Origin of the sequence: Chitinophaga ginsengisoli, assembly GCF_003014595.1 — a bacterium.
GTDB lineage: Bacteria > Bacteroidota > Bacteroidia > Chitinophagales > Chitinophagaceae > Chitinophaga > Chitinophaga ginsengisoli.
The window spans coordinates 86,535-109,487 of record NZ_PYGK01000005.1; the positions used below are offsets into that span (position 1 = coordinate 86,535).

Here is a 22,953-nt window from a genome sequence, read left to right on the forward strand (position 1 = left end):
TGAAGTGATGAACGAGGCATTATGTTGTTATAATCCGATCTGTATGCCTGCTGTCAATACCCTGAGCAGGGGTAATGAAGATGCACTCTGTGTTTCCGGATCCAGGCCTTTATAATTTGTGATTGTTAGCAGATTCTGGCCCTGTATATAGACTTTAAAGTTTTGCAGATGATACTTCGAAATCCAGTGTGCAGGAAGGTTATAAGAAAGAGCGACATTCCTCAGGCGTAAAAAAGAGGCGTCAACCCAACCGAGATTGCTCTCATGGGCTTTATTTAAAAGCGGCGTAATAGGTTCACTATAATTTTCTGACGAGAATTTTTGGTAAGCGGTTATATTTCCCGGTTTCTTCCAGTTATTTAGCAGCTCAACAGGAATGTTGCCATATTCCTGGCCTGGCTCGCTGGAAAAGGAGCCAGGATTTCTTGAGATGAATACATAATCAAATAGATAGTTACGTCCGGTCTGATGGGTGAATTGAAGGAAGAATGAAAGATCGAATCCTTTAAAAGAGAGTGTATTGGATACTCCGATGGTCAGTGGTTTCGTGTTAATCTTCATGCCCTGTGTATTGCCATTGTCTTTGTCTGTATTTACGTTTCCATCTGCATCGACAAACTGATAGAGGCCTGTTGCCGGATTTACCCCTTTTGAGATATAGGCTATTGCAAACCCAGTGAATGGTTTGCCTACGGTGACAAAGCGGTTTAGTCCATAACCGTTATATAATCCATCAGGATTTGCTAATAGTTTGTTGTACTGTAATCCAAAATTAGCGGAGGTCGACCATGTGAAATTCTTTGTGGTGACGTTTCTGGTGTTGAGTATGAAATCCCATCCGCTATTTTGTATTTCCGCATGCTGATTAGCTATTATGGTAACGGCGCCTCCGGTAGAAGGCAAGCGGTAAGTGCCCAGTTGGTCAGATGCTCTTGTTCTCCAGAAAGACGTAGTCAGTAAAATACGATCATTAAAAAATCCGGTTTCCAGGGCAGCTTCCATTTTGCGGACTTTTTCCCAGTGGTAGTCAGGGTTGGCCACGCCCATTGAACGGATAGGCCTTATGTCCTGATAAGACACATTGGGGATACCCTGATATAGTTCAAGGTATTGATAATCGCCAATGCCATCATTCCCATTAGTACCAATGCTGAATCTCAGTTTGCCATATGATAGGAATGGTAATTTTTTTTTCACAGGTTCTTCCTCACTAAAGATCCACGCCAGACCCGTCGACCAGAAATTTCCAAACTGGTAACCCGGACCAAAACGGCTACTACCGTCTCTGCGTCCTGTTATATTCACGAGATATTTATTCTGCCAGTTGTAGCTCAGGCGAGCAAATATGGCCGCATACTTGTATTCTGAAGTGTTGTTGGTGGAATAGGTGATTGGCGCAACAATAAAGCTTTTTAAAAGTGCATCACTTGTGTAACCTGTGCCGGTAATAGTTTCATTTTCCTGACTTTGGTTCTGTATTGTTATGCCGACTAAACCATCTAGTTTTCCTGCACCTACCTGACCAGTATAATTAATCTGTGGATCGAATGTGAAAGATTTATTAAGCAGGCTGGTCAAAGATGAGGCGCCTTTAGCTGTAGTGTCAGCCGGATCAAAAGAGGCGATAGGTGTGAGCCCCAGATTGCGGGTCCTTATTTCAGAATATCCTGCTGACGCTCTTGCAGAAATATTTTCCGATATCTTATAACTGAATTCTGTGTTCCCTCTTAAATTATTGTTTTTGGACAACGATGTTTGTAATAATTGGGCATATGGATTTTGCCAGGTACCGGTTTTATTGGTAGCAGTCGGATCAGGTTCCCAGTTGAGTGTACCATTCTTTGCATAAATGGCCGGAGCATTTGGAGCCAGTGTGACCGCCAGTGTTGTAAAATCGTTGCTGTTGGAAAAGGAAGTATTGAATGTATAGGAACCGCTTAGCGATGATTTAAACCTTCCATTCTCTGAGTTGCCGGAAATGCTAAAGTTAGCGGTACCATTCTCAAATTTATTATCGCCCGGAAAAACGTATTTCTGTGTGCTGAAATTTCCACCTACGAGGTACTGAACAGTCGGAGAGCCGCCGGACACCGAAATATTACCATTATAGGACATTGCCGTTCTGCCGAAAAACTCTTTTTGCCAATCTGTATACCTGTTCTGATCCCAGACGGTCAGATCATAATTTGAATAGTTTTTTTCCTGGGTTTGTTTGTCGGGAGGGATCATACCATTGTTGGCATAAGCTTCCCGGCGCATTTGCAGATACTGCGATGTATTGAGCAGGTCCAGTTTTTTTGAAACCTGGCTGATACCTGTGGAAAGAGATAGGTTTATGCTGGTGGCGCCTGCCTTACCTTTTTTGGTGGTAATGAGTATCACGCCGTTACCGCCACGTGAGCCATAGATGGAAGTAGCATCGGCATCTGACAATACATCTATTTGTTCGATGTCATTAACGTTAATAAAACTTAGCGCTGATAACTGATTTCTGACAAGCCCGAATGATCCCGACCCTGCCTTCAGTGTATTTGGATAGGGGACGCCATCCACAATAATCAGGGGCTCCGATCTGAGAGAACCCGTACTTAAACTATTCTGACCTCTCAACTGGATATTTACTTCTGCATTCGGTAAGCCTGAAGTAGGAGTGATAACCAGGTTAGGTACCCTGCCCATCATAGCGATCAGTGGATTGCTTACCGGTTGCTGGTTGATATCGCGTCCTTTCAGTGTGATAACAGTGCCGGTATTTAATCTTTTAGTGGTATTGTAATAGCCTTTTACCACTGTTTCATCGAGATCGGATACATATTCTTTTAATGGTATGACGCCTAGATTGTTTCTACCTCTTATCTGTATCTGCTGTGTTAAAAATGAAACGCTGGAGATTGTAAGCGTGGCAGATCTAGGTACTCCGTTAATGACGAATGTACCATCCTGATCTGTGGTGGTACCTCGTGAAGTGCCTGCAATAGCTACGGATGCTGCTATGACCGGCAAACCTTTCTCATTGATCACTTTCCCGGAAACAGATATGGTGGTGTCTTTGCCTGTTAATATAGGAACCGGCGCAGGAGCTTTCCTGGTGATCGTTACAGTCCTTGAATTGACGACAACGTAGCTAAGTCCGCGGTTGTCGAGTAATTCATGCATTACATCCGAGAAGAGCCTATCCCGGGCATTTACTGACACGTTGGTAAAAGGCGCAAGTTCTTCAGTACTGAAGAAGATAATAATACCACTGATCTTTGATAATTTTTTTAGGATAAAACCAAGAGATGTATTCCTGGCGGATAAAGAGATACGCTTATCAGGTACATCAGCATTCCCCTGTGCGTTGGCAAAAAAGCAAAGCTGCATGCTGACAATGAGAACTGATGACAGGTATAAGATCCGGTTGCGTAAGCGGACAATTACAGGCATATTGCAAAGATTTGGTTGTAGAAAATGGTTGGTACCTTCGATTTAAATTTGCAGTCAATGAGTGCTACATTCCTTAGAATAAGTGGCTCATATTGATCAAAACATTTACCCTGACGACATTTTATTGGTCTAAAACGGCGACCTTAATCAGTTATATCGGGAAAAGAATAAGTAGAATGAACAGATAATAAAATCCCCCAGCGATTGCAAAAGCAAGCACAGGAATAAATGCTGGTATAACCCATTGCAGATTAGTTAATCTAGCCAGTCATATGATAGAACGCAGTACCAATAATGAGGTACTATAGGAAAGCAAAATATTTTTTACAAGGCAGTGATGGTGCTATGGCATCGAAATTTCGCCGGTAAATTAAAAAATTGTTACTTTATAGCTGAATCAGACAAGAAGAATCCCATAACCAACCACTGAAGGAAGTATGAGGGATGATACTAGCTACCTGCATAATAAACTGTTACAAGGCCTGAAAAAAGGGGACGAACAGGCGCTTGAAGATATCATGGAAATGTACCGTGATAAGCTGTTACTGAAAGCATATCACTTGCTTGGCGATCTGGATGAATCCAGGGATGCGGTACAGGAAGTGTTCATTAAGCTTTGGGGTGTCAAAAGTAAGTTACAATCTGACACTATACTTGACAAGTATCTGATTACTTTGATAAGGAACCATTGCTGTTCACTCCTGCGAAAGAGAAAGGTACTGGAGATACGCAAGGAAAAATTCAGCTATGGGCTACCATCTTATTCATTTGTAAAGCCTATGGAGAACGCAGAACTTGCCCGGCAACTCTCGACTGCGTTTAATACACTGACAGATCGCCAGCGGGCTATATTTGATTCTGTTTATCTGGAAGGAAAAAGTCATCTGGAGATAGTAAAAGAATTGCAGATTGAACCTCAGACCGTAAAAAATACTATTTCCACTGTATTAAAAAAGCTTCGGTCCAATCTTGAATTTTGGGTAAAATGATCTCTTGCCTGGTACTTTTCCTCCGCTTATGCGTTATTAGGTTATCATGAGTTTAGACCGAGATTTTATTGAGAATCTGATCATACAGGATATCTGCGGAACAATTACACCGTCTGATAAAGCTGTTTTGAAAGATGCCATAGATAAAAACCCTGAACTATGGCTGTTGCAGCAGGAGATGATGCGCAAATTCCAAACTCCTGATGTACAGGAAGCCCGGCGGCAGCTACGGGAATCATTTAATGCGCGGGATATTATCAGGGAGGAACGCCGGAGAAAGCGTGCCCGTAATATGCGAAGGGCAGGTGCTATTACAGCCGTAGTAGGGGTGATCGCTTTTTTTAGTGTAAAATATGTTTCATTTCATTCCTCCTCTGAAAAGGTGTCAGCAATGATTGCAGCTGCAGGCAATAAGCCCAGGCAGGTCGTTTTACAGCTGCCCGATGGCGAGACAATAGCTTTGGATACTGTTGAACAAAAACTGAACGCAGGCCCTATTGCTATCAGCACACATAGTAATACGCTTTCTTACCAATCAACCAATACTAATAACAGGGAACGGGCGACGTTAATTGTACCGCCCGGAAAGGATTACACGATTCATTTAAATGATGGATCTGAGATTCATCTTAACTCTGGTACCCGCTTGATATTCCCCTTGCAATTCCTGGATGATAGGAGAGAAATAATCATCGACGGAGAGGCTTATGTAAAAGTTGCCCGGCAGCCAGGCAAGCCTTTCATTGTGCGGTTACCAGAGGCTACTATACAGGTATTAGGTACAGAGTTTAATGTTAATACTTACGACATTGGTGTGCAGAGAGTAGCGCTCGTAAACGGTGCAGTGAAGGTTAAAACTAAGATGGACAGCCTGGTATTAAAACCGGGCATGGAAGCTGTAACTACTGATCAGGGTATGAAAGCAGGTGTCTTTGATGCATCTGAAGTGCTGGCATGGAGAGAAGGTAAATATTATATCAATGATGCCACTCTGTATGAAGTAAGCCGGGTACTTACCAGATGGTATGGAAAAACAGTAGTGATTGATAATAAAAAGGCTGGCCAGCAAAGGTTTACCGGGATGATAGATAAGACACAGCCAATAGAAGTTACCCTCGATGGATTGAAACTCACTAACCGAATTGATTATTCCACTGACAAAAACGGCGTAATTCATATTAAATAGTAGTGCCTGTAACTTCCTTTGCCGCTTTCCTCAATCAGAATGGTACCCGTCAGCCGTTTTTGCGTTTAAAATATATTATGTGGGCAGAATGTACTGCTATGCCATTACAGATGGTACAATGTATTTTCATAGGTTTCAGTCAGGAACATGATTAAATAACGCTCAATACAATGGGAAAAAAATGCGTATTTCTAATCGCTTTGCTCTTATGCATAAGCCAGCTATCAGCCCAGAGAAAAGAATTGGACATAGATGCCATTAGGAACACAAAAAAACTCGGCACATACGGTATCTCAAACGACGGGAATTATATATGGTATACTGAACAGTCAGATGCCGGGGGCACTATCTGTTACATTTGTACCAATGATGGTCGGAAAAAAGCCAGCTTTGAGGGCGTGAGAAGTGCAGCCTTTACGGCTGACAGTAAATATCTTGTATTTGAATGGAAGAATGATGTAAATGTATTAGCGTTGCCAACCATGAAGGAGTATCGGGTCGATCGCGCACGCAACCCCAAAGTCGCAGGCGAGGGAAATAGAACCTATCTCTGTTTTCAAAGGGCTGATACCTTAAAGTTAAGGGGTTTGTCAAGCGGTGAGGAAAGAAGTTATACTGGAGTTAGGGATAGCTATTTTAATAAACAGGGAACCGCATTGGTGTTATACAGGGATAGTAGCCTTATATGGGTAGATCTTAAAAACACAAAAGGGGCTGTTATTTTTACAGGGCCTGAAATAGGAAATGTGAACTTCGATGCGGGAGGTTCTCATTTAATATTTTCAAGCACCAAAGGAAGCAGCACGACTGTTTATGAGTATCGCCCTCAGATGTCATCGGCGACAATACTTGTTGAAAATCGTGCTAAAGGAATACTGCAGCATTTGGAGATCTTAAAGAATGATATCAGGTTTAGTGATGATGGAAACTTTGTTTTTTTCAAGTTAAAGAAACGTCCGGCTTTATTAAAGCAGGATGCTAATCTGATTACAAAAGGAGTGAGTATTTGGAGCTTCCGTGATAAAAGCCTGCAGTCTGAACAATTGAACAACCTATCAACGGGCGAATATACAGCAGTGATATGCCTTGATACAAGATCTGTTATACAACTGGAAAATGATCATCAGACCATCACGGGACAGGTAGGGGGAGAATATGTACTTCTGAAAAATAGAACACATGAATTTGAAACCTATTGGAATGGAGAACATACGCAATATTGGCTGTTGTCTTTGCTTACGGGTAAACAGCGGGATTTTATTCCGTCATCTGTGCAGGCGCCGTCATCGGTAAGCGTTTCCCCCAAAGGGCGATATATTACCTGGAAGGATGATCTGAGTAATGAAACATTTTGTTATACAATAAAAACAGGTGCAATAAATAAAATAGCTTCTGGTATCATTAATGATGAAGTTGTAGGTATTCATGGTCGTAAAAATTCATTTGACATATCTGGTTGGCTAAAAGATGATGCTGCGCTGATCGGGTATGATAATTTTGATGTATGGCAAGTGGATCCTGAAAACAAAAAGCAGCCTATATCCATAACGGATGGATCGGGCCGAAGGAACGGGATCCAATTCAGACCTGTTGAGGTGTTAGCGTCCTATGCAGCTACCGGTTTAAAAGATTCAATCCTGCTGACAGGAATGGAAGTATCGACAAAATGTAGTGGATTCACGAAGGTAAAGCTATCTACAGTAAATGATCCCGGCAAACGTTTTTTGGGACCATATCTGTATTATTTCCCTGGTATTGTTCTCGATGGATACGTCCCCCCTCCCATGAAATCCGAAGGGACATCAGCGTTTCTTGTGCAAAGGCAAAGTGATACAAACCCGTCTAATATTTTTTTTACAAGAAACTTTCAGCAGTTTGTAGTTATTTCTGATGTCCAACCTATCGCAGGATACAAAGGGTATGTTGCTGAGCTTATACAGTGGACAAATAAAGAAGGGCAGCGGCGTTTTGGTGTATTATATAAACCGGAAGATTTAGACCCATCAGGAAGTTATCCTATTATATTCAACTATTATGAAGACAGAAGCTTTGAAAGATATCAGTATAAGATGCCGGCATTAAGTCCTGTAAATATAAATGTTCCCTGGTATGTAAGCCGGGGCTATGCCATATTTATACCAGATATATACCGGATGCGTGGTAAAACAGGCCAGGCTGCATTGGAAGCGGTTGAAAGTGCTGTTGAATATTTAACGGGAAAATATAAATGGATAGATAAAAACAGAATGGGCCTGCAGGGGCATAGTCATGGAGGATATCTGACCAATTATATAGCCACTCACTCCTCATTATTTGCAGCTGCACAATCTTCTGCGGGCTATAGTGATCTTATCAGTGGATATGGACAATTAGCATTTGGAGGTGTAAGCATGCAGTTTATGCAGGAAACAGGGCAGAATAATTTAGGAGCAGCGCCCTTCCAGAACGCTCAGATGTATATTGATAACTCATGCATTTTTACTGTCGATAGGGTTACAACACCATTGCTACTAATGCATAATAGAGAAGACGGCGTAGTCGGTTTCGGGCAATCTATGGAGCTATTTACAGCGTTGCGCCGCGTGAATAAACCGGTATGGCTGCTTGAATATGACAACGAAGATCATGTATTAACGGATGCTGATCATATTCTTGATTTCTGCACAAGACAGCAACAGTTTTTTGATCATTATCTGAAAGGAAAACCCGCAGCTAAATGGATGACTAGCGGTCTGCCGGCTGTCTATAAAGGGCTTTATTCAGGACTGGAAATAGATAGTTCTTCAAAAGATACATCAGGGGGGCAGTAAATCTTTCTGCCTCTTCATACAGTTTATTACCACAAGTTTCCCGAACGTATATTCCAGCGGTAATGAAAATAAATTAGCGTTTCGGATAGGTAATCCTATCCGAAACGCTAAAATCATTACAGCAATTAGTTAACTGCAGTTGTGTGAGTCGCTGGAACTGACACACCAGTCCATGCTGGGAAAGTAATGGTCGCTGTACCATTAAGTTCAATTAATGTAATTGCTGCAGTCGTTGTTGTGCCTGTAGTGCTGTATACAGTAGTGAGCGGATTAGCAGTTGCGTTTGTTATAAACCTGGCTGGAGTGATAGGTAAATAAACAGAAGCAGCAGCAGTGTATACAGTACCCAGGGTTGTATATTCTGTTGTGTAAGTGAATGCTCTCAAGCCATTGAATTTAGCAGCATTGAAAGCGAATGCACCACCAACTACGGCTAGAATAGCCACTGCAGAAAGAATTATACGAGCTTTTTTCATAATACTAATGCCTTTATAACTCAAAAGGCTAAACTTAAAAAAACATGAAATTGCCTACTCTTTTCGATGGTTTTCGGCTTCCCCATCTTGAAGATTTCCCGGCGCGCTTGCAATCATGCCAGGCAATTGCTGATCAGCAAAAAGTTTGAAGAGTACAGTATGATGCCTGGTGATGGCAACGTACACGCTACTTGATCAGTATGAAGATGTAAAAATTGGAAAATGTAATGTAAGCGCAATTGTTATTGTTGAGGTCAACAACAACAGCAGCTATAAGAAGAATAGCAACAACAGAGACAAGCTATAATCGGAGTATGGAACTTCGGGTTCATAAAATTTATTTGGGTTAAATTCAAACGGGTATGGTGGGTTCCGTTGGTATAATTTGCTTATGTAAAGCTACTACTAGCTGCATTTTTTCCCCTTAGGAGATGCACTTAAAACTTTGGAGGGAGCGATTTTTATTTTCTATCTAAATTATATGACGGGAATGTTTGTTGTATGTCAATTGAAAAACAGTACATTGGATACTTTCTATTTTCCGATGTTAAGTCATACATAAAATACGACTCTAAAGCGGCGTCCCTCCGATAGCGATAGTCCGGTTTGAAAAATGGTTATTTTATTCTATATTTATACAGCCCCAATCAGCCACCTTGTGCCCAGGGCTCACTTTATTGCCAGATTAATGTACACCTGATATTGTTGTATTTAATAATGGCCCCAATGAGGGGTAATAAATTATAATAGGAACTACATTTCAAAAGGCAGCCACATCATTGGAACAAACGTGAGGTATACTGTAGGCGTACTTGATATTAAGAGAATTTTTCAGGCGTATCGAAACTTATTACAAATTCCATTAATGCGTATTGGTGACATGAGTCGTATCATTCCCCTTATTTTACTAGGCTTGTTGTGTCAGGATTGTCTTGCGCAGACAAACAATGAACCGGCCCAGCTTAGAAAGAATGCTATTACGGCACTCCGGACATTCCGGGATTCTCTTTCTAAAGTGGAAGACACAGGCCAGTCTGATAGCCTGCAAAAGGCGACTAATTTATTACTCTCCTATGTAAAGTCCGAGAGTGATACGTTCCAGTTAAATGCCCTGAATGAGTACTATACGAAGGCAATGTATTTTCTAAAGAATGCATCGGCGGATGAAAAAGGGGCAGTCGTCAATAATTTAAACCAGGATATTCAATTGAAGTTTTCTATGATCAAAGACAACGGGAATTTGTACCTGGGCCCCGAAACTCCAATATTTAAGAACTGTGAAGTTAATGTGTCTGCATTAGTAAATGGTAGTAAGGATTGGACAGGGAAATTCGTCTTGTTTTGGGCCCAATTTACCGGCGTCGACCAAAAGACAATTATATCGTCCGGGGCTTTTAATGGTAACTCAACTGCATTTTCTAATCCTTATAAATTGTCTATAAAACTTCCAGGCTATATCATTTTTTGGTTAGAGGACGCTACAACCCGTGAGTTATATCGGGGGGTGCCTGACTATAATCGAATGCTTGGGAACGAAAGAGACATTCAAGTTAACTTTATACCTCTGAAATAATGGCAAAGATAATGTCACCTGGAAAAGATATTTCAATAATTACAAAGGTTGGTGCCATGATCATGGGTGCCGTAGTTACATTTATTGTATCTCCTCCTGTCATTAATGCAGAGGACAATGCCGGTGTTGATTGGAGAAAAATATTTGTATTTGTCGCAGGTGTTTTGTCTATCTTTTTATACGATAAATTGAAGAACAAGCAAAAACTGAAAAAGGTTGCCTTTTTTTTAGTTGGATTATTGATGCTGCTTATAATAGGCTATCAACTGATCTATGGGCAATATTCGATAAGCTGCTTTGATAAAGCAAGGATAGTCATATCGAAGGCACCTGTCAAACATGAAGTAGCTTCCCGCTTTGATTATTTTCTGAAGCATAGCCAGGATCCTATACATGATTTTCTTGAAGCACAACAATGCATTCCGACAAAAATTTGGAATCTGTCTGATCTGGTGTTCCCATATTACGGCCTCCTTGCACTGTATTTGGGAATAATAATTACGGTGATCCTGCTTGTTATTACAGTGGGGGATATCCTAAGGTCGCCTGACGCGTCAAATGATTAAAACGATTTGCTATGAAGTACATTGTTACGCTGGTAGTTGTTTTGCTTACGGTAACAAGGACGATAGCTGGTAATATCGTAGAAGACAGAGACCTGGTCATTAAGGTTTTTGACGACTACAAAAAAGTACAGGCAACGTTTAATCTTACTCTCGGTAATGTAAGGTTTGTCGATAGAGGATCTACTCACGCTGCGAGCGGAGAGCCGGATGTTTTTGTGCAGTTGAACCAGGTGGAACGTTATACAAAAGGTAAAAGCGAAATTTTCAGACGCCTGTTTATTGAATTTATGTTGGCGCATGAAATTGCACATAAGATGCAGTTTAGTAATTATAAGAAAGAAGTTATTGAGCAAACGTCGGGCGGGGAGGGGAAGATCTTTTTGGAATGTAATGCCGATATCCTGGCAGGCCTGCTAATGACCGACATGGTAAATACTATCGAATTACCAGATTTAATCAACAATCAGCCCGGTTTCAGTTATAAGGATTATCTGGAGCAGAGCCGAAAAGAAATGTTTGCCGTCTATAAGCAGATCTTCGAAATGGATCGGGTGAACCCGGTGATTGCGACACACCCAACCCATTTACAGCGATTGATGGCTGCAAAAGAAGGAGTTATGTTGGGGGTATGTTCAATGATTCAATTTATTGACCCGTCTAAGTCTGTATTTACGCCGGAACAAACCCGGCAATATTTATCCGCATACCGGACAATTGCAAAGGGGCTTGGATTAGGAGTGGATCAGACTAGTGGCAATAATCCTTTCAACTGGGCACATATTGAAGCAATTCGTATCACCAACGAAAATAACGATCTGGCAAAAAAGATGACACGATATAATACCAGGTATCGGAGAGTTTATGGTGACAACCCACATTATGAGTTCTCATTTGAGATTTATAATGACAACCCTGTAGATGTAAGATTTGCCGGAAGAATTTATTCTACCGTGCAGCAAGGATATAACAGGCAGGAAGTCATCGAAAAGGCCCCGATTGACTGTATGATATTTGACAAGGTAATCAGGGCTAACAGTAGCATGCAGTTTTCCGGCCAGCTTGACTTCATTTCTGAGATCGGAAGTACAAGTCAGCTTATTATGCCGGGAGATCGTGAATCATTGTACTTCGTGTTTGATAGCAACAATCCCACTACAGATCAGAAAGACAGGGAAATGGAGAATATCAGTTTTATTGATTGGACGGATGAAACTTTGGGTGAAATCGATGATCATATTAAAGACATTGTTCAAAAGAGTAATGAGTTTTTTAAGTATGTGAGAGGCATAGCAGTTTCCCGCGACTCAACTTTGGAGATGGTTGTAAAGAACGGAAGACGCTTTGAGCCCTTATTTAAGGCTGCGCTCAATGAAGATGAATATTTCACTTATTATGAAGACCGTCAATCTTTGGTGTATGAATTTAAGGCCTGTTCCTTACCTGATAGTAGTGATGTAAAAAGACATTTCGTGGAAATCAATGACAGAGTGAAGACTGCATATAGTGGTGTATATGAACAGCACCCGGCGTCTGTTCTTTATGGAAATACTATAACCCAACACTATATTGATAAAGACAACAACACCAGGATTAGAACAATGTTTACCGAGGATAATCATAACCGGGGTAACTATTGTGTAATAGTTAAAATTTATGGGAACACAAATTAAAAGACCTTCTTTGTAATGGGTGTTTCTTCTTTCTTTTTAAGCCAATCTGCATTGATCTATAAATGGGGTTGCCTGCCGGTCTTGGGCCCAGCAGGCGGATGAAACAGTTTTAGAGGCGGCTGACACTAATAAATGAAATTAGGTTGGCTTTTGATTTTGCCCTTTATATAGAGTCTAATTCAACCATTACAAAAAATACTTAATTGAAGTGTATATGAATAATACTGTCGGCTGATGTAGTATAATCAATAGCTCCTGTGGCCTTTAGACCTTTTAGCTGAAGATCAAGTGGCTGGTAGCGGTCAATTACTCCCGAGAAACGTTTGTCGGAAGCTTGTTTATTATCCAGCACCACCTGAACGCCGAACCACCGTGGGATCACCTTACATACGTCCTCAAATTTTGCATTGCGGAAAATGAATTGGCCAGTGCGCCAGCTTAAGGTTTCATATTCATCAAATTTATTAACGTTTATACCTTTGTACGAAACAGCGCCCATGTAGCCCGGTTGTAGGACAATACTATCGGTCGAAGATTTTACTTTTACTTTACCGTTGACCAACGCAATTTTTGCTAATGAGTCATATGCATTCACGTTGAATTCGGTACCTAAAACTTGTACAACAGCGCCAGGTACATGTACCATTAGCGGTTTGGATGCATCTGTGATTGCTTTAATGTAACATTCACCAGTCACATATACGTCTCTATACTGGCCGCTAAACTTCAAGGGAAACTTAACAGTACTTGCCGCATTCACCTGGATACGGGAGCCGTCAGGTAACACTAATGAGTAATCCTTGCCGGCAGGTACAGTCAGCGTAGCAAACTGCTCTATATTTGATGCTGCCGTGTTTAATGTAAGTGTCTTACCAGCTACTTTCCAATTGGCGCCAGCTGTATTTACTGAAGTATCTTTATTGATGTTATAGACAGCTCCTGACGACAAGGTTAATTGCACATTCTTACTCACGCTTTCTTCAGAGAATGCCTTCGCTATTTCTTTATTATGACTCTTACTGTTTGTAAAGATGCCGATGTTAGTAATAAGCAAAATAATGGCGGCAGCAGCTGCGGCCCCCGCTACCAGGTAAATGACTTTTTTCCTGGGCTGTTTTGCCGGTTCAATCCTGCTCAGCAGTTTGGCGGTTTGTGTTTCAGTAGTATGATCAAGCAGGTATTGGTTTACTTCATCAGCGCCAACTGTTTCCCATAAATGGTTGCGAATTTCGGCGATTTCAGGGTTTTCATTCACTTGTTGTAACAAAAAAACGCTCTCCTGCTCGGTCAGCTGACCGTCAATCTCCTGCATTATCAGTGAACGTATATAGCCAAGTTTATTTTCCATTATATTATATCTTATAAAATCTACCAAAAGGTAACGTCTTGTTACAGACTTTTTTTCGATCCGAGCACGCTTCTTAGAATTTTTAGCGCCAGGCTCACGTTATTCTTTACCACCTGCAGGCTAATGTTCTGTTGCGCTGCTATACCTTTTTGGTTATGTCCCTCCATATATTGTAGCATAAATGATCTGCGGGCGGCTGGTGGAACCAGTTGCAATGCTTTGTCCAGCAGCCTGGCAAGTTCTTCCTGCTCAAATGGTTGTTCAGTAGTAATTTTTTCAGATACATAATCATACATCTTCTGCTTCTCTTCCTTATCCAGCTTATTTTTCATATGAAGTACACTCGCATTCCAGGTGGCCCGGAGAAGGTAAGGTAAGAAGGGGCCTGTGCCGATCTTATTCCGCCGGTTCCATACATCGATAAAAATCTCCTGCACGATATCTTCCGCGTCGTTGAGATCGTTGACGATATAGAATGCCTCCCTGAGCATCCTGGTCCTGTATTTGGCATGAAGCTCTGCAAGGGCCGATGCACTATCCGCCTTAATTTGCTCTAATAGTTCGAAATCGCTGTGCTTAGTTTCTTCTCCCTTCATATTGCAAGTCCGAATGACCTGTTATTAATATTTTTTAAACATAAAAATGATGCCGGTGTTAAATAACTGGACAAGAATTTGTCACATGGCCTTTAGAAGGAAAAGGTGGAGGATTGGTGGCATATTGAGATTACATGGCATTATGCTGACAATCGGTTTTGATCGAAAATAGTTTAATCATCTGGAAGTTAAGCAAAATACGGTTGATTTTCATCACATTTTAGTTGGTTTGTCTATCAAAAGTAATGAAGATCAGTTCGCTAGCGTGGAATTTTTTTTGCTCAATACTTCAACTTTTGAGTAGTCAAAAAAAAGTTTAGTCTCGAACATTACCTTTTTGTTATTTTCTTAAGATAGATATAGGGACTGTCATAATACCGCTGCGACGGGGGAACATAAAAGTCGCCGATACTAACCAGCCCGTATACCTTATGATAATATGTATGTGAGTGTATTAATTGAATGTAAATAGTACGACTAGCTAATGCTTTATCATTTTCCCGATAACCTTTAAAGAACACATTGCCTAATACAATAGCGCACTCTATTGGATGTTTATCCGATATGGATGTTGTTGATGGCGATCTGTTCTATTGAACTATAGTGTACAATATTGTTCAAGTGAGGTTAAAGGGAAAGGTATACCAACCATTTTCTTGACCAAAATACTGTGTTTTATGCCTAGAACTGTTCATGTGAAACGGCGTCTCCTATACGCTTTCTGTGTAGCATTCTTATGTCTATGCGTCAACTTTCAGCCGGCGGCTCGGGCAAACGCGGAGCCATTACAGGGGAAGCAAATCAGCATTTCTGTACGAAAAAGTAGTTTAGCTAATATTCTTAATCAGGTTAGTAAAAAGAGTGGCATCACAATTTATTTTGTTGATACTGACTTGGCGCCCTATACGAATATTGATTACGATGCAAAGGATAAAGATGTAATAAATATTCTCGCTGAACTTTTTAGGGGGAAAGATTTACTTTATGAGGTGATAAGTGAGAAGCAGATCGGGGTGAGGAAGAGTAATAAGAAGGAAAGTCCTTCGTTCTCCGAACGGGATACATTGGTAACTATATCTGGTACGGTTACTAATGAGAAGGGAGAGCCCATCCCAGGGGTCACGGTTAAGGTAAAAAATCGAAATTTTGGTACTACTACAAATGAGCATGGTAAGTTTGAAATTGAAAATGCTCAAATATCCACAATTCTTATTTTTACAAATGTTGCATATTTAACGCAGGAAATTCCAATCAGAGGAAAAACTAATCTTGGAACAATAAGGATGCAAGAGTATGTTGGGAATTTAGATGAAACAATAGTGATCGCTTATGGAACTACCACAAGAAGATTAAATCCAGGAGATGTATCTCGCGTAACAGCTGAACAGATAGAGAAGCAACCAATCGACAATCCTCTGTTGGCTTTGCAAGGTCGTGTGCCTGGTCTTGTTGTAACACAAACAAACGGTATGCCTGGTTCAGCTGTTAAAGTTCAGCTTAGAGGCCAAAACAGTCTTAATAGGGTGAATGGAGGGATTGCGGATACGGAGCCACTTTATGTTATTGATGGGCTGCCTTATTCTAACAATATTTCAGGAATTGGTGGTGGTGCAATGGGATTATCACAAGTGTCGGCAATTAGTTTCTTGAATCCAGCAGATATTGAGTCTGTAGAGGTATTGAAGGATGCTGATGCTACGGCAATATATGGATCTCGTGCTGCGAATGGAGTAATTTTAATAACAACAAAAAAAGGAAAACCAGGTGCAGCGAAATTCAATGTTGATTACTCCAGTGGTATTGGAGGCATTACTAAAAAACTGAAGTTGCTAAATACTGAGCAGTATTTGGGTATGAGAAAAGAGGCGTTTCTTAATGATGGGGTTAGTTTACCGACTACTCCTTCTCCGTACACAAATCATGATCTGCTGGTATGGGATAAAAATAAGTATACGGATTGGCAAGAAGTACTTATTGGAGGGACGGCCCATTATAATAATTTAAAAGCTTCTGTGACGGGAGGTGCGGCGAATTCAACTTATTTGCTTAGTGGCGGTTATTCCAAGCAGACCGTCGTTCTTCCTGGGGATCAAAATGACCAAAAAGGAAACGTTCATATAAGTGTCACCGCTAAATCGAATGATGATAAATTCAGAACAACCGTTTCGGCTTCATTTCTACACAACAAAACAAACTTAATAGATTACGATTTTGCAAGCAATATTTTTTTGGCCCCCAACGCTCCGGACATTTACAACGCTGATGGGTCAATAAACTGGGCACCCAATCCAATAAATGGCAATCCAACATGGTATAATCCTTTTGCGTCCTTGCTTTCTAAATATAGCTCTACGTTTAATAACCTGATTTCAAATATAGATCTGAACATAAATATTCTTAAGAATATAAGTTTCAAGACAGTATTCGGATATAATATGCTTGATGGCAAAGCTTTTTCCCCTATGCCGTTGATGTCAATTTCGCCAGCCTATAGGGCAAACAGTACCGCTAGTTCTAATTTCTATAATAATTCAATAAGAAGTTTAAGTATAGAGCCCCAACTTAATTATTCTAGTAGATTTGGACGTTCGGAGTTGAATATTCTTATCGGTGGCTCTTATCAAAGTAATTCGATGTATAATCAAACTGTGTTTGCTTCCGGATTCAAGAGCGATGATTTACTAGAAAGTCTATCGGCAGCTAGTTCATTCTTTGCTATTAATACCTCATCCCAGTATAAATACACAGCATTATTCTTTCGCGGAAGTTACGTTTTGGACAACAAGTATATTATTAATCTAAATGCACGTAGAGACGGTAGTAGTAGGTTCGGACCAGGAAATCAGTTTGGCAATTTCGGATCGGCGGCGGCCGCGTGGATTTTCTCAAGTGAGAATTTCTTTAAAAATATTAGAGAAAGAGTAAATTTTGGAAAGTTAAGAATTAGCTATGGAATTACTGGGAACGAGAATATTGGGGACTATAAATACTTGGAACTTTTTGGTTCTACAGGGGTAGGTGTGCCTTATCAAGGTTCACGAGGACTAATAAGTTCTGGAGTCAGTAATCCTTATTACGCATGGGAAACTACCAGAAAGCTGGAAGTTGGACTAGAATTGGGTTTTTTGAAAAATCGCTTTTTCTTAACTACCTCTTATTATAGAAACAGGTCGGCTAATCAGCTTTTAGCTTATGCTCTTCCAGAAATGTCAGGTCCGGGAACATTGATTGCTAACTCACCAGCACTTATTCAAAACAAAGGTATTGAGGTTATAGTGTCGGCGAAATGGCGAAGTACAACCAACTTTGAGTGGGAAACGGGATTAAATATATCAGTGAACAGAGACAAATTATTGAGTTATCCAAATTTGTCTGAGTCTCCTTATGCGCTTGATTATTCGGTTGGTCAATCATTTTCCGGTGTTAAAGTCTACAGTTTCGATAAAGTGGACGCAAAAACAGGTACATATAGATTTTTTTCTCGTGATGGAGAGTCCGTTGAGTCCCCAAATTACTTTACTGATCGCATAGCGTATCGAAATACTAGTCCGAAATTTTTTGGTGGATTATCCAATTCCCTATCTTTCAAAGGAGTATCCTTGGATTTCCTAGTTCAATTTGTTAAGCAAGACGGTATTAAGTTTTCTCATAAGTCTGTGCCTGGAACCTTTTTAGGAGGAATTAATAACCAGCCCATTAGCGTCCTTGAGAGGTGGAGAAACTCCGGAGATAACACAGCTGTAGCTAAATTTAGTCAACGATTTGATCAATCAGAGTCTTACTTCTTTATAGACGAAAGTAATTATAATGTTACAGACGCGTCATTCATAAGATTAAAAAATTTATCGCTGTCTTATACATTGCCTTCTAGAATTATTCATTGGGCAAATGTGGCGAGCGCAAGAGTATATGTTCGCGGTCAAAATTTACTTACGCTTACGAGCTACAAGAGCGGTGATCCTGAGACCGGGAATGTAGGTACCTTACCTCCATTAAAGATTCTAACCTGTGGTGTGGCTCTAAATTTCTAAAACTTAGTTTATGCAAAAGAAGATAATATTTATATTAAGCATATTTCTGTTGCCTTTCCTCTCTTGTAAGAAAATGATAGAAATTGATCCCCCTATTGATCAAATCACTTCCAATACGGCTTTTAAGAATGATGCTTCCGCAATTGCCGTCCTGAATGGAATTTACGAAATGATGTCAAGAGGATCATTTGCAACGGGATTAAACAGTATTAGTGCTGTTATTGGTATCGCTTCTGACGAGCTTAAAACAGTTAGAGATGATCAGACATTAATTTACATGAATAACCAAAATTCTCAGAATGGTGGCACTTATTCCTTTTGGACTGAGTTATATCAGTTCATTTACAGGGTAAATGGAGCTGTTGAGGGATTAAGTGCCTCGAAGACGCTAAAGGAGAGTACTAAGCAACAATTGTTAGGCGAAGCCAGATTTTTAAGAGCATTCTTCTATTTTTATCTCGTTAACCTTTATGGTGACGTGCCACTTGTTTTAAGCACTGATTTTCTAAAATCCAGTAAGTTGCCGCGGCAGGGTCTTGCAGATGTTTATCAACAGATAATTGAGGATTTAAGTTTTGCACGGGAAAACCTTTCAGTTAACTACCTTGATTCTGATATGAAATCGTCAGATGAAAGAACAAGGCCAACAAAAAATGTTGCGACGTCCTTGCTTAGTAGGGTGTATTTATATTTGGGTAGATGGGATGACGCAATTGCTTTATCAACAGACGTTATAGCCCAACAGAATATATATGCACTCGCGACTTTAAATTCAATTTTTCTTAAGAATAGCCAGGAAGCAATTTGGCAATTGCAGCCTGTCAACGGTTTGGCCAATACTGAAGACGGTAATGCTTTCATACTTACCAGTTCTCCTAATCCTTTTGGTAAACCATACTCATTAAGTATGTCCATTGTTAATAGTTTTGAAACGAGTGATGGACGGAAAAATGAATGGATTGGAATGATCGATGATGGCTCTGGTACTTCGGCGTTTTTTCCGTTTAAATATAAAATAGGCGAACTTGATAAGCCTGTAAGTGAGTATTTAATGGTATTTCGATTAGCAGAACAGTATTTAATTAGAGCTGAGGCGCGTGCGAGAAAAGGCAATATTACGGGAAATAATGGGGCAGAAAGCGATTTGAATATTATTCGAGCCAGAGCAGGATTGCCTCATTTACAGGACTTGAGCCAAAATAATATATATAGCACGATTCTTAGTGAACGAAGGCATGAGTTTTTCTCAGAATGGGGCCATCGTTGGTTCGACATAAAACGTATGGGTGTCGTTGATCAAGTTATGACTGAAGCAATGACCGAGAAGGGAGGAGTTTGGAAATCCTATCAGCAGTTATTTCCTATTCCTCAACAGGAGTTGCAAAGGAACCCAAGTTTGACAGGCCATCAGAATCCTGGATATAATTAAGCTTAGCCATCAGTCTCACTTCTAGTGAGACTGATGGCAGCACGATTGGCATAGGCAAAGGGCCGGCTAGATAATTATCGTGAAGCCCTCTGCTTATTGTGTCGCGTTAGCATTCGACGACGCTGTTAGTGTGTAAGGGCCCAAAGGGTAAACCATAATCAATTATAAATTATTAGGAATGTTTAGAAAATCATGCTTACTTGGTATACTAATATTAACATTAAGCCCATTTCTCGGAATCGGTCAAGATAAGATTGCTTGGCAGATGCAGACCACGTCTATCCAGACAAGGTGGGCTAAAGATGTCAATCCATTGAATCCATTACCAGAATACCCCCGTCCACAAATGGTGCGTGATAGCTGGACGAACTTGAATGGATTATGGGAATATGCTATTACAGTTAAAGGGGACTCAATGCCTTTAGGTTATGAAGGAAAAATACTTGTACCTTATCCGCTTGAATCCGGGTTATCAGGTGTACAAAAGAGAATAACGCCTCAACAGAACTTATGGTATAGAAAGATCGTTACATATAAAAAAGATGTATCTAAAAAAACATTACTCCACTTCGGGGCTGTTGACAATGAAGCAACGGTATATGTTAATGGAAAGGAGATAGGGAGGCATGAAGGTGGTTACACAGCATTCTTTTTCGATATTACCAACACCTTAAAAGATGGCGATAATGAAATTGTTGTAAAGGTTTTCGACCCTACCGACCAAGGTGTTTATCCTCATGGTAAGCAAGTCAGTAATCCTGCAAATATCTATTACACACCTACATCTGGAATCTGGCAGACAGTTTGGCTGGAGACGGTTCCTGTAGCATATATCGCTAACCTGATATTTACCCCTGACATTGATAAGGGCATATTAAACATAACAGTTAGCGCACCTGTAGGATATAGTGTAGAAGTGACAGCCCTTGATAATAATAGCAAAGTGGGAAATATTAAAGGAAAAGCAAATATTTCTTTAAGGCTTCCTGTAAAAAACGCAAAGCTTTGGGCTCCGGAAGATCCGTTCCTTTATGATCTGGACGTAAAGCTAATTAAAGGTAGTAAGGTTGTCGATGAAGTGAGCAGTTACTTCGGCATGCGTAAGATATCTGTAGGTAAGGATCAAAAAGGCTATTACAGGATATTCTTAAATAACAAATATGTGTATAATCTTGGGACGCTGGATCAGGGGTTCTGGCCCGATGGACTGTATACTGCACCTACTGACGAAGCGTTGAAATTCGATATCGAAGCTATTAAGGCAATGGGCTTTAATACAATAAGAAAACATATTAAAGTAGAATCTGCTCGCTGGTATTATTATGCAGATAAATTAGGGATGCTTGTTTGGCAGGATTTCGTAAATCCTAACCAGGGATTGCCTGAAGGATCAAAAACTGCATTTGAAAAACAATTAAATGAAACCATTGATCAGTTGTATAATCACCCATCAATCACTACCTGGGTATTGTTTAATGAAAAATGGGGGCAGTATGATCAGCAACGCCTTACTGAATATGTAAAGCAAAAAGATCCTTCAAGGTTATTGAACGCACATTCGGGAGAAATGCTTTGGGTAAATGAGCAATTGCGTAGTCCATCACCGAATGCTTGGATAGGTAGTTATATTGCTGATGTGCATTCATATCCAAACCCGATGAATGCACCTGCTAAAGAAGGACGTGTACAGATATTAGGAGAGTTCGGAGGTATAGGAGTGTTTATCCCTGACCATCAGTGGTTATCTAATAGAAGCTGGGGCTATGTGCAAGTAACTCCTTCACAGTTGCTGGGCAAATACGCTATAATGAACGAACACCTGCAATTGCTTGAGAAAGAAGGGCTCGCTGGATCTATTTATACACAACCATTTGATGTTGAAGGCGAAGAGAATGGTATAATGACCTACGATAGAGAGGTAATTAAGATACCGTTTGAAGAATTAAGGAAAATTCATGCACACCTGGTGCAGAACGTGGGTATTATACCACAAGTGAGAATACAAGATGCAGATATTACAGATCCGGGAATTAGCTATAGTAAGGCATTGCAGAAGTATATTGATGGAGAGCGCAATCCGAATTTTCTAAAGCAGATTTCAAACATGGCAAGACAAGTTGAAGACGCTGTTGGATATCGAGTTATTGCGCAGAGTTATATTTCCTCTCTTTGTCCGCCATATACCGATTCAGACTTTAATTTCATGATTTCTAACTTAGTAGATACATCTGATTTGGCATTTCAAAAACTCATAAAAGAAGTTGATCTTACCAATACAACTAGTAACGTATCATGGAACGAAAAGCTCAGAGAGTTCATATTCAATAGCATAGTTAGGCCAAAAATCAAAAAAAACATGAGCAGAAATGCTTGGGATTCTGTATATGTAGAAATGGGGATATATAAGACTTTTTTGGAAGAGTTTTTCTTACGAGAGCGTTCACTTTATTTTTTAAGGAATGGTAATATTAGTGAGTTTACAGAGAGTACTCATGAATGGTTTAACAAGTTCGGTAAATCTATTTTAAATTGGGATCTTAATAACTATGCTTGGGCGGTGTTCGAGAATATATCTGATCAAAATCTATTGAGCTATGCTTTGCAATGGAGTAAACGGACTGTTGAGGAGGAAAAAGTTCCCATTTTCATGGATACATATGCTAATATTTTATATAAATTGGGTAATAGGGATTTGGCGATTTTTTGGGAGAAAAAGGCTATTGAATCTGCAAACGGAGAGGATTTGAAAGTCTTTCAGGATGTACTAAATAAGTTTGCCAATAAACGGTGAGAAAAAATTCTTTATCTCCAAAACAAAGCATTATTTATTTAGCTTTTATTGAAGAAAAAATT

At 40.2% G+C, this 22,953-nt stretch carries 13 protein-coding genes; 9 read left to right on the plus strand and 4 right to left on the minus strand.

Features of this window, described 5'->3' with window-relative positions; genetic code table 11:
- Positions 1–27 precede the first annotated feature (27 nt).
- Entirely contained in the window at positions 28–3,426 is a 3,399-nt protein-coding gene (locus tag CLV42_RS13985) for a SusC/RagA family TonB-linked outer membrane protein (RefSeq protein ID WP_106602547.1), read from the minus strand.
- A 437-nt stretch (positions 3,427–3,863) separates the two neighbouring features.
- On the opposite strand from CLV42_RS13985, the gene CLV42_RS13990 reads away from it, so the two are divergent.
- The 3 genes from CLV42_RS13990 (at position 3,864) to CLV42_RS14000 (ending at position 8,411) form a co-directional block, all read left to right on the plus strand.
- A complete protein-coding gene (locus CLV42_RS13990; protein WP_106602548.1) occupies positions 3,864–4,415 on the plus strand; it encodes an RNA polymerase sigma factor in 552 nt (183 codons plus the stop codon).
- Positions 4,416–4,461: 46 nt separating this feature from the next.
- Complete coding sequence (locus tag CLV42_RS13995; RefSeq protein WP_106602549.1) at positions 4,462–5,601, plus strand: FecR family protein; 1,140 nt, start codon at positions 4,462–4,464, stop codon at positions 5,599–5,601.
- A gap of 170 nt (positions 5,602–5,771) precedes the next feature.
- Positions 5,772–8,411, plus strand: a complete 2,640-nt coding sequence (locus tag CLV42_RS14000; protein WP_106602550.1) for an alpha/beta hydrolase family protein — start codon at positions 5,772–5,774, stop codon at positions 8,409–8,411.
- Positions 8,412–8,536: 125 nt separating this feature from the next.
- On the opposite strand, the gene CLV42_RS14005 is transcribed toward CLV42_RS14000, so the two are convergent.
- Positions 8,537–8,887, minus strand: a complete 351-nt coding sequence (locus CLV42_RS14005) for a hypothetical protein (RefSeq protein WP_106602551.1) — start codon at positions 8,885–8,887, stop codon at positions 8,537–8,539.
- A gap of 880 nt (positions 8,888–9,767) precedes the next feature.
- On the opposite strand from CLV42_RS14005, the gene CLV42_RS14010 reads away from it, so the two are divergent.
- The 3 genes from CLV42_RS14010 to CLV42_RS14020 are packed head-to-tail and all read left to right on the plus strand — an operon-like array spanning position 9,768 to position 12,696.
- Positions 9,768–10,460 (plus strand): hypothetical protein, encoded by a 693-nt coding sequence (locus CLV42_RS14010; protein ID WP_146154383.1) that lies wholly within the window; start codon positions 9,768–9,770, stop codon positions 10,458–10,460.
- On the plus strand, positions 10,460–11,026 hold the full coding sequence (locus tag CLV42_RS14015; protein WP_106602553.1) for a hypothetical protein: 567 nt from the start codon (positions 10,460–10,462) through the stop codon (positions 11,024–11,026). Before CLV42_RS14010 ends, CLV42_RS14015 begins: the two co-directional genes overlap by 1 nt.
- Positions 11,027–11,037: 11 nt before the next feature.
- Positions 11,038–12,696 (plus strand): hypothetical protein, encoded by a 1,659-nt coding sequence (locus CLV42_RS14020; protein WP_106602554.1) that lies wholly within the window; start codon positions 11,038–11,040, stop codon positions 12,694–12,696.
- 199 nt (positions 12,697–12,895) lie between these two features.
- Here CLV42_RS14020 and CLV42_RS14025 read toward each other — a convergent pair whose 3' ends face one another.
- Positions 12,896–14,044 carry a FecR family protein gene (locus tag CLV42_RS14025; RefSeq protein WP_106602555.1) on the minus strand — a complete coding sequence of 383 codons (1,149 nt, stop codon included), beginning with the start codon at positions 14,042–14,044 and terminating at the stop codon, positions 12,896–12,898.
- A gap of 41 nt (positions 14,045–14,085) precedes the next feature.
- Positions 14,086–14,640: an RNA polymerase sigma factor gene (locus tag CLV42_RS14030; protein WP_106602556.1), complete on the minus strand. Its 555-nt coding sequence runs from the start codon at positions 14,638–14,640 to the stop codon at positions 14,086–14,088.
- 677 nt (positions 14,641–15,317) lie between these two features.
- Between CLV42_RS14030 and CLV42_RS14035 the strand changes: the two genes are divergently transcribed.
- From CLV42_RS14035 to CLV42_RS14045, 3 genes are all read left to right on the plus strand, one after another.
- The gene (locus tag CLV42_RS14035; protein WP_106602557.1) at positions 15,318–18,671 is read left to right on the plus strand and encodes a SusC/RagA family TonB-linked outer membrane protein; all 3,354 of its coding nucleotides are present in this window, start codon (positions 15,318–15,320) and stop codon (positions 18,669–18,671) included.
- A 10-nt stretch (positions 18,672–18,681) separates the two neighbouring features.
- On the plus strand, positions 18,682–20,100 hold the full coding sequence (locus CLV42_RS14040) for a RagB/SusD family nutrient uptake outer membrane protein (protein WP_106602558.1): 1,419 nt from the start codon (positions 18,682–18,684) through the stop codon (positions 20,098–20,100).
- A 178-nt stretch (positions 20,101–20,278) separates the two neighbouring features.
- Positions 20,279–22,891, plus strand: coding sequence for a glycoside hydrolase family 2 protein (locus CLV42_RS14045; protein ID WP_106602559.1), 2,613 nt, complete (start codon positions 20,279–20,281; stop codon positions 22,889–22,891).
- The last annotated feature ends 62 nt before the right edge of the window (positions 22,892–22,953 follow it).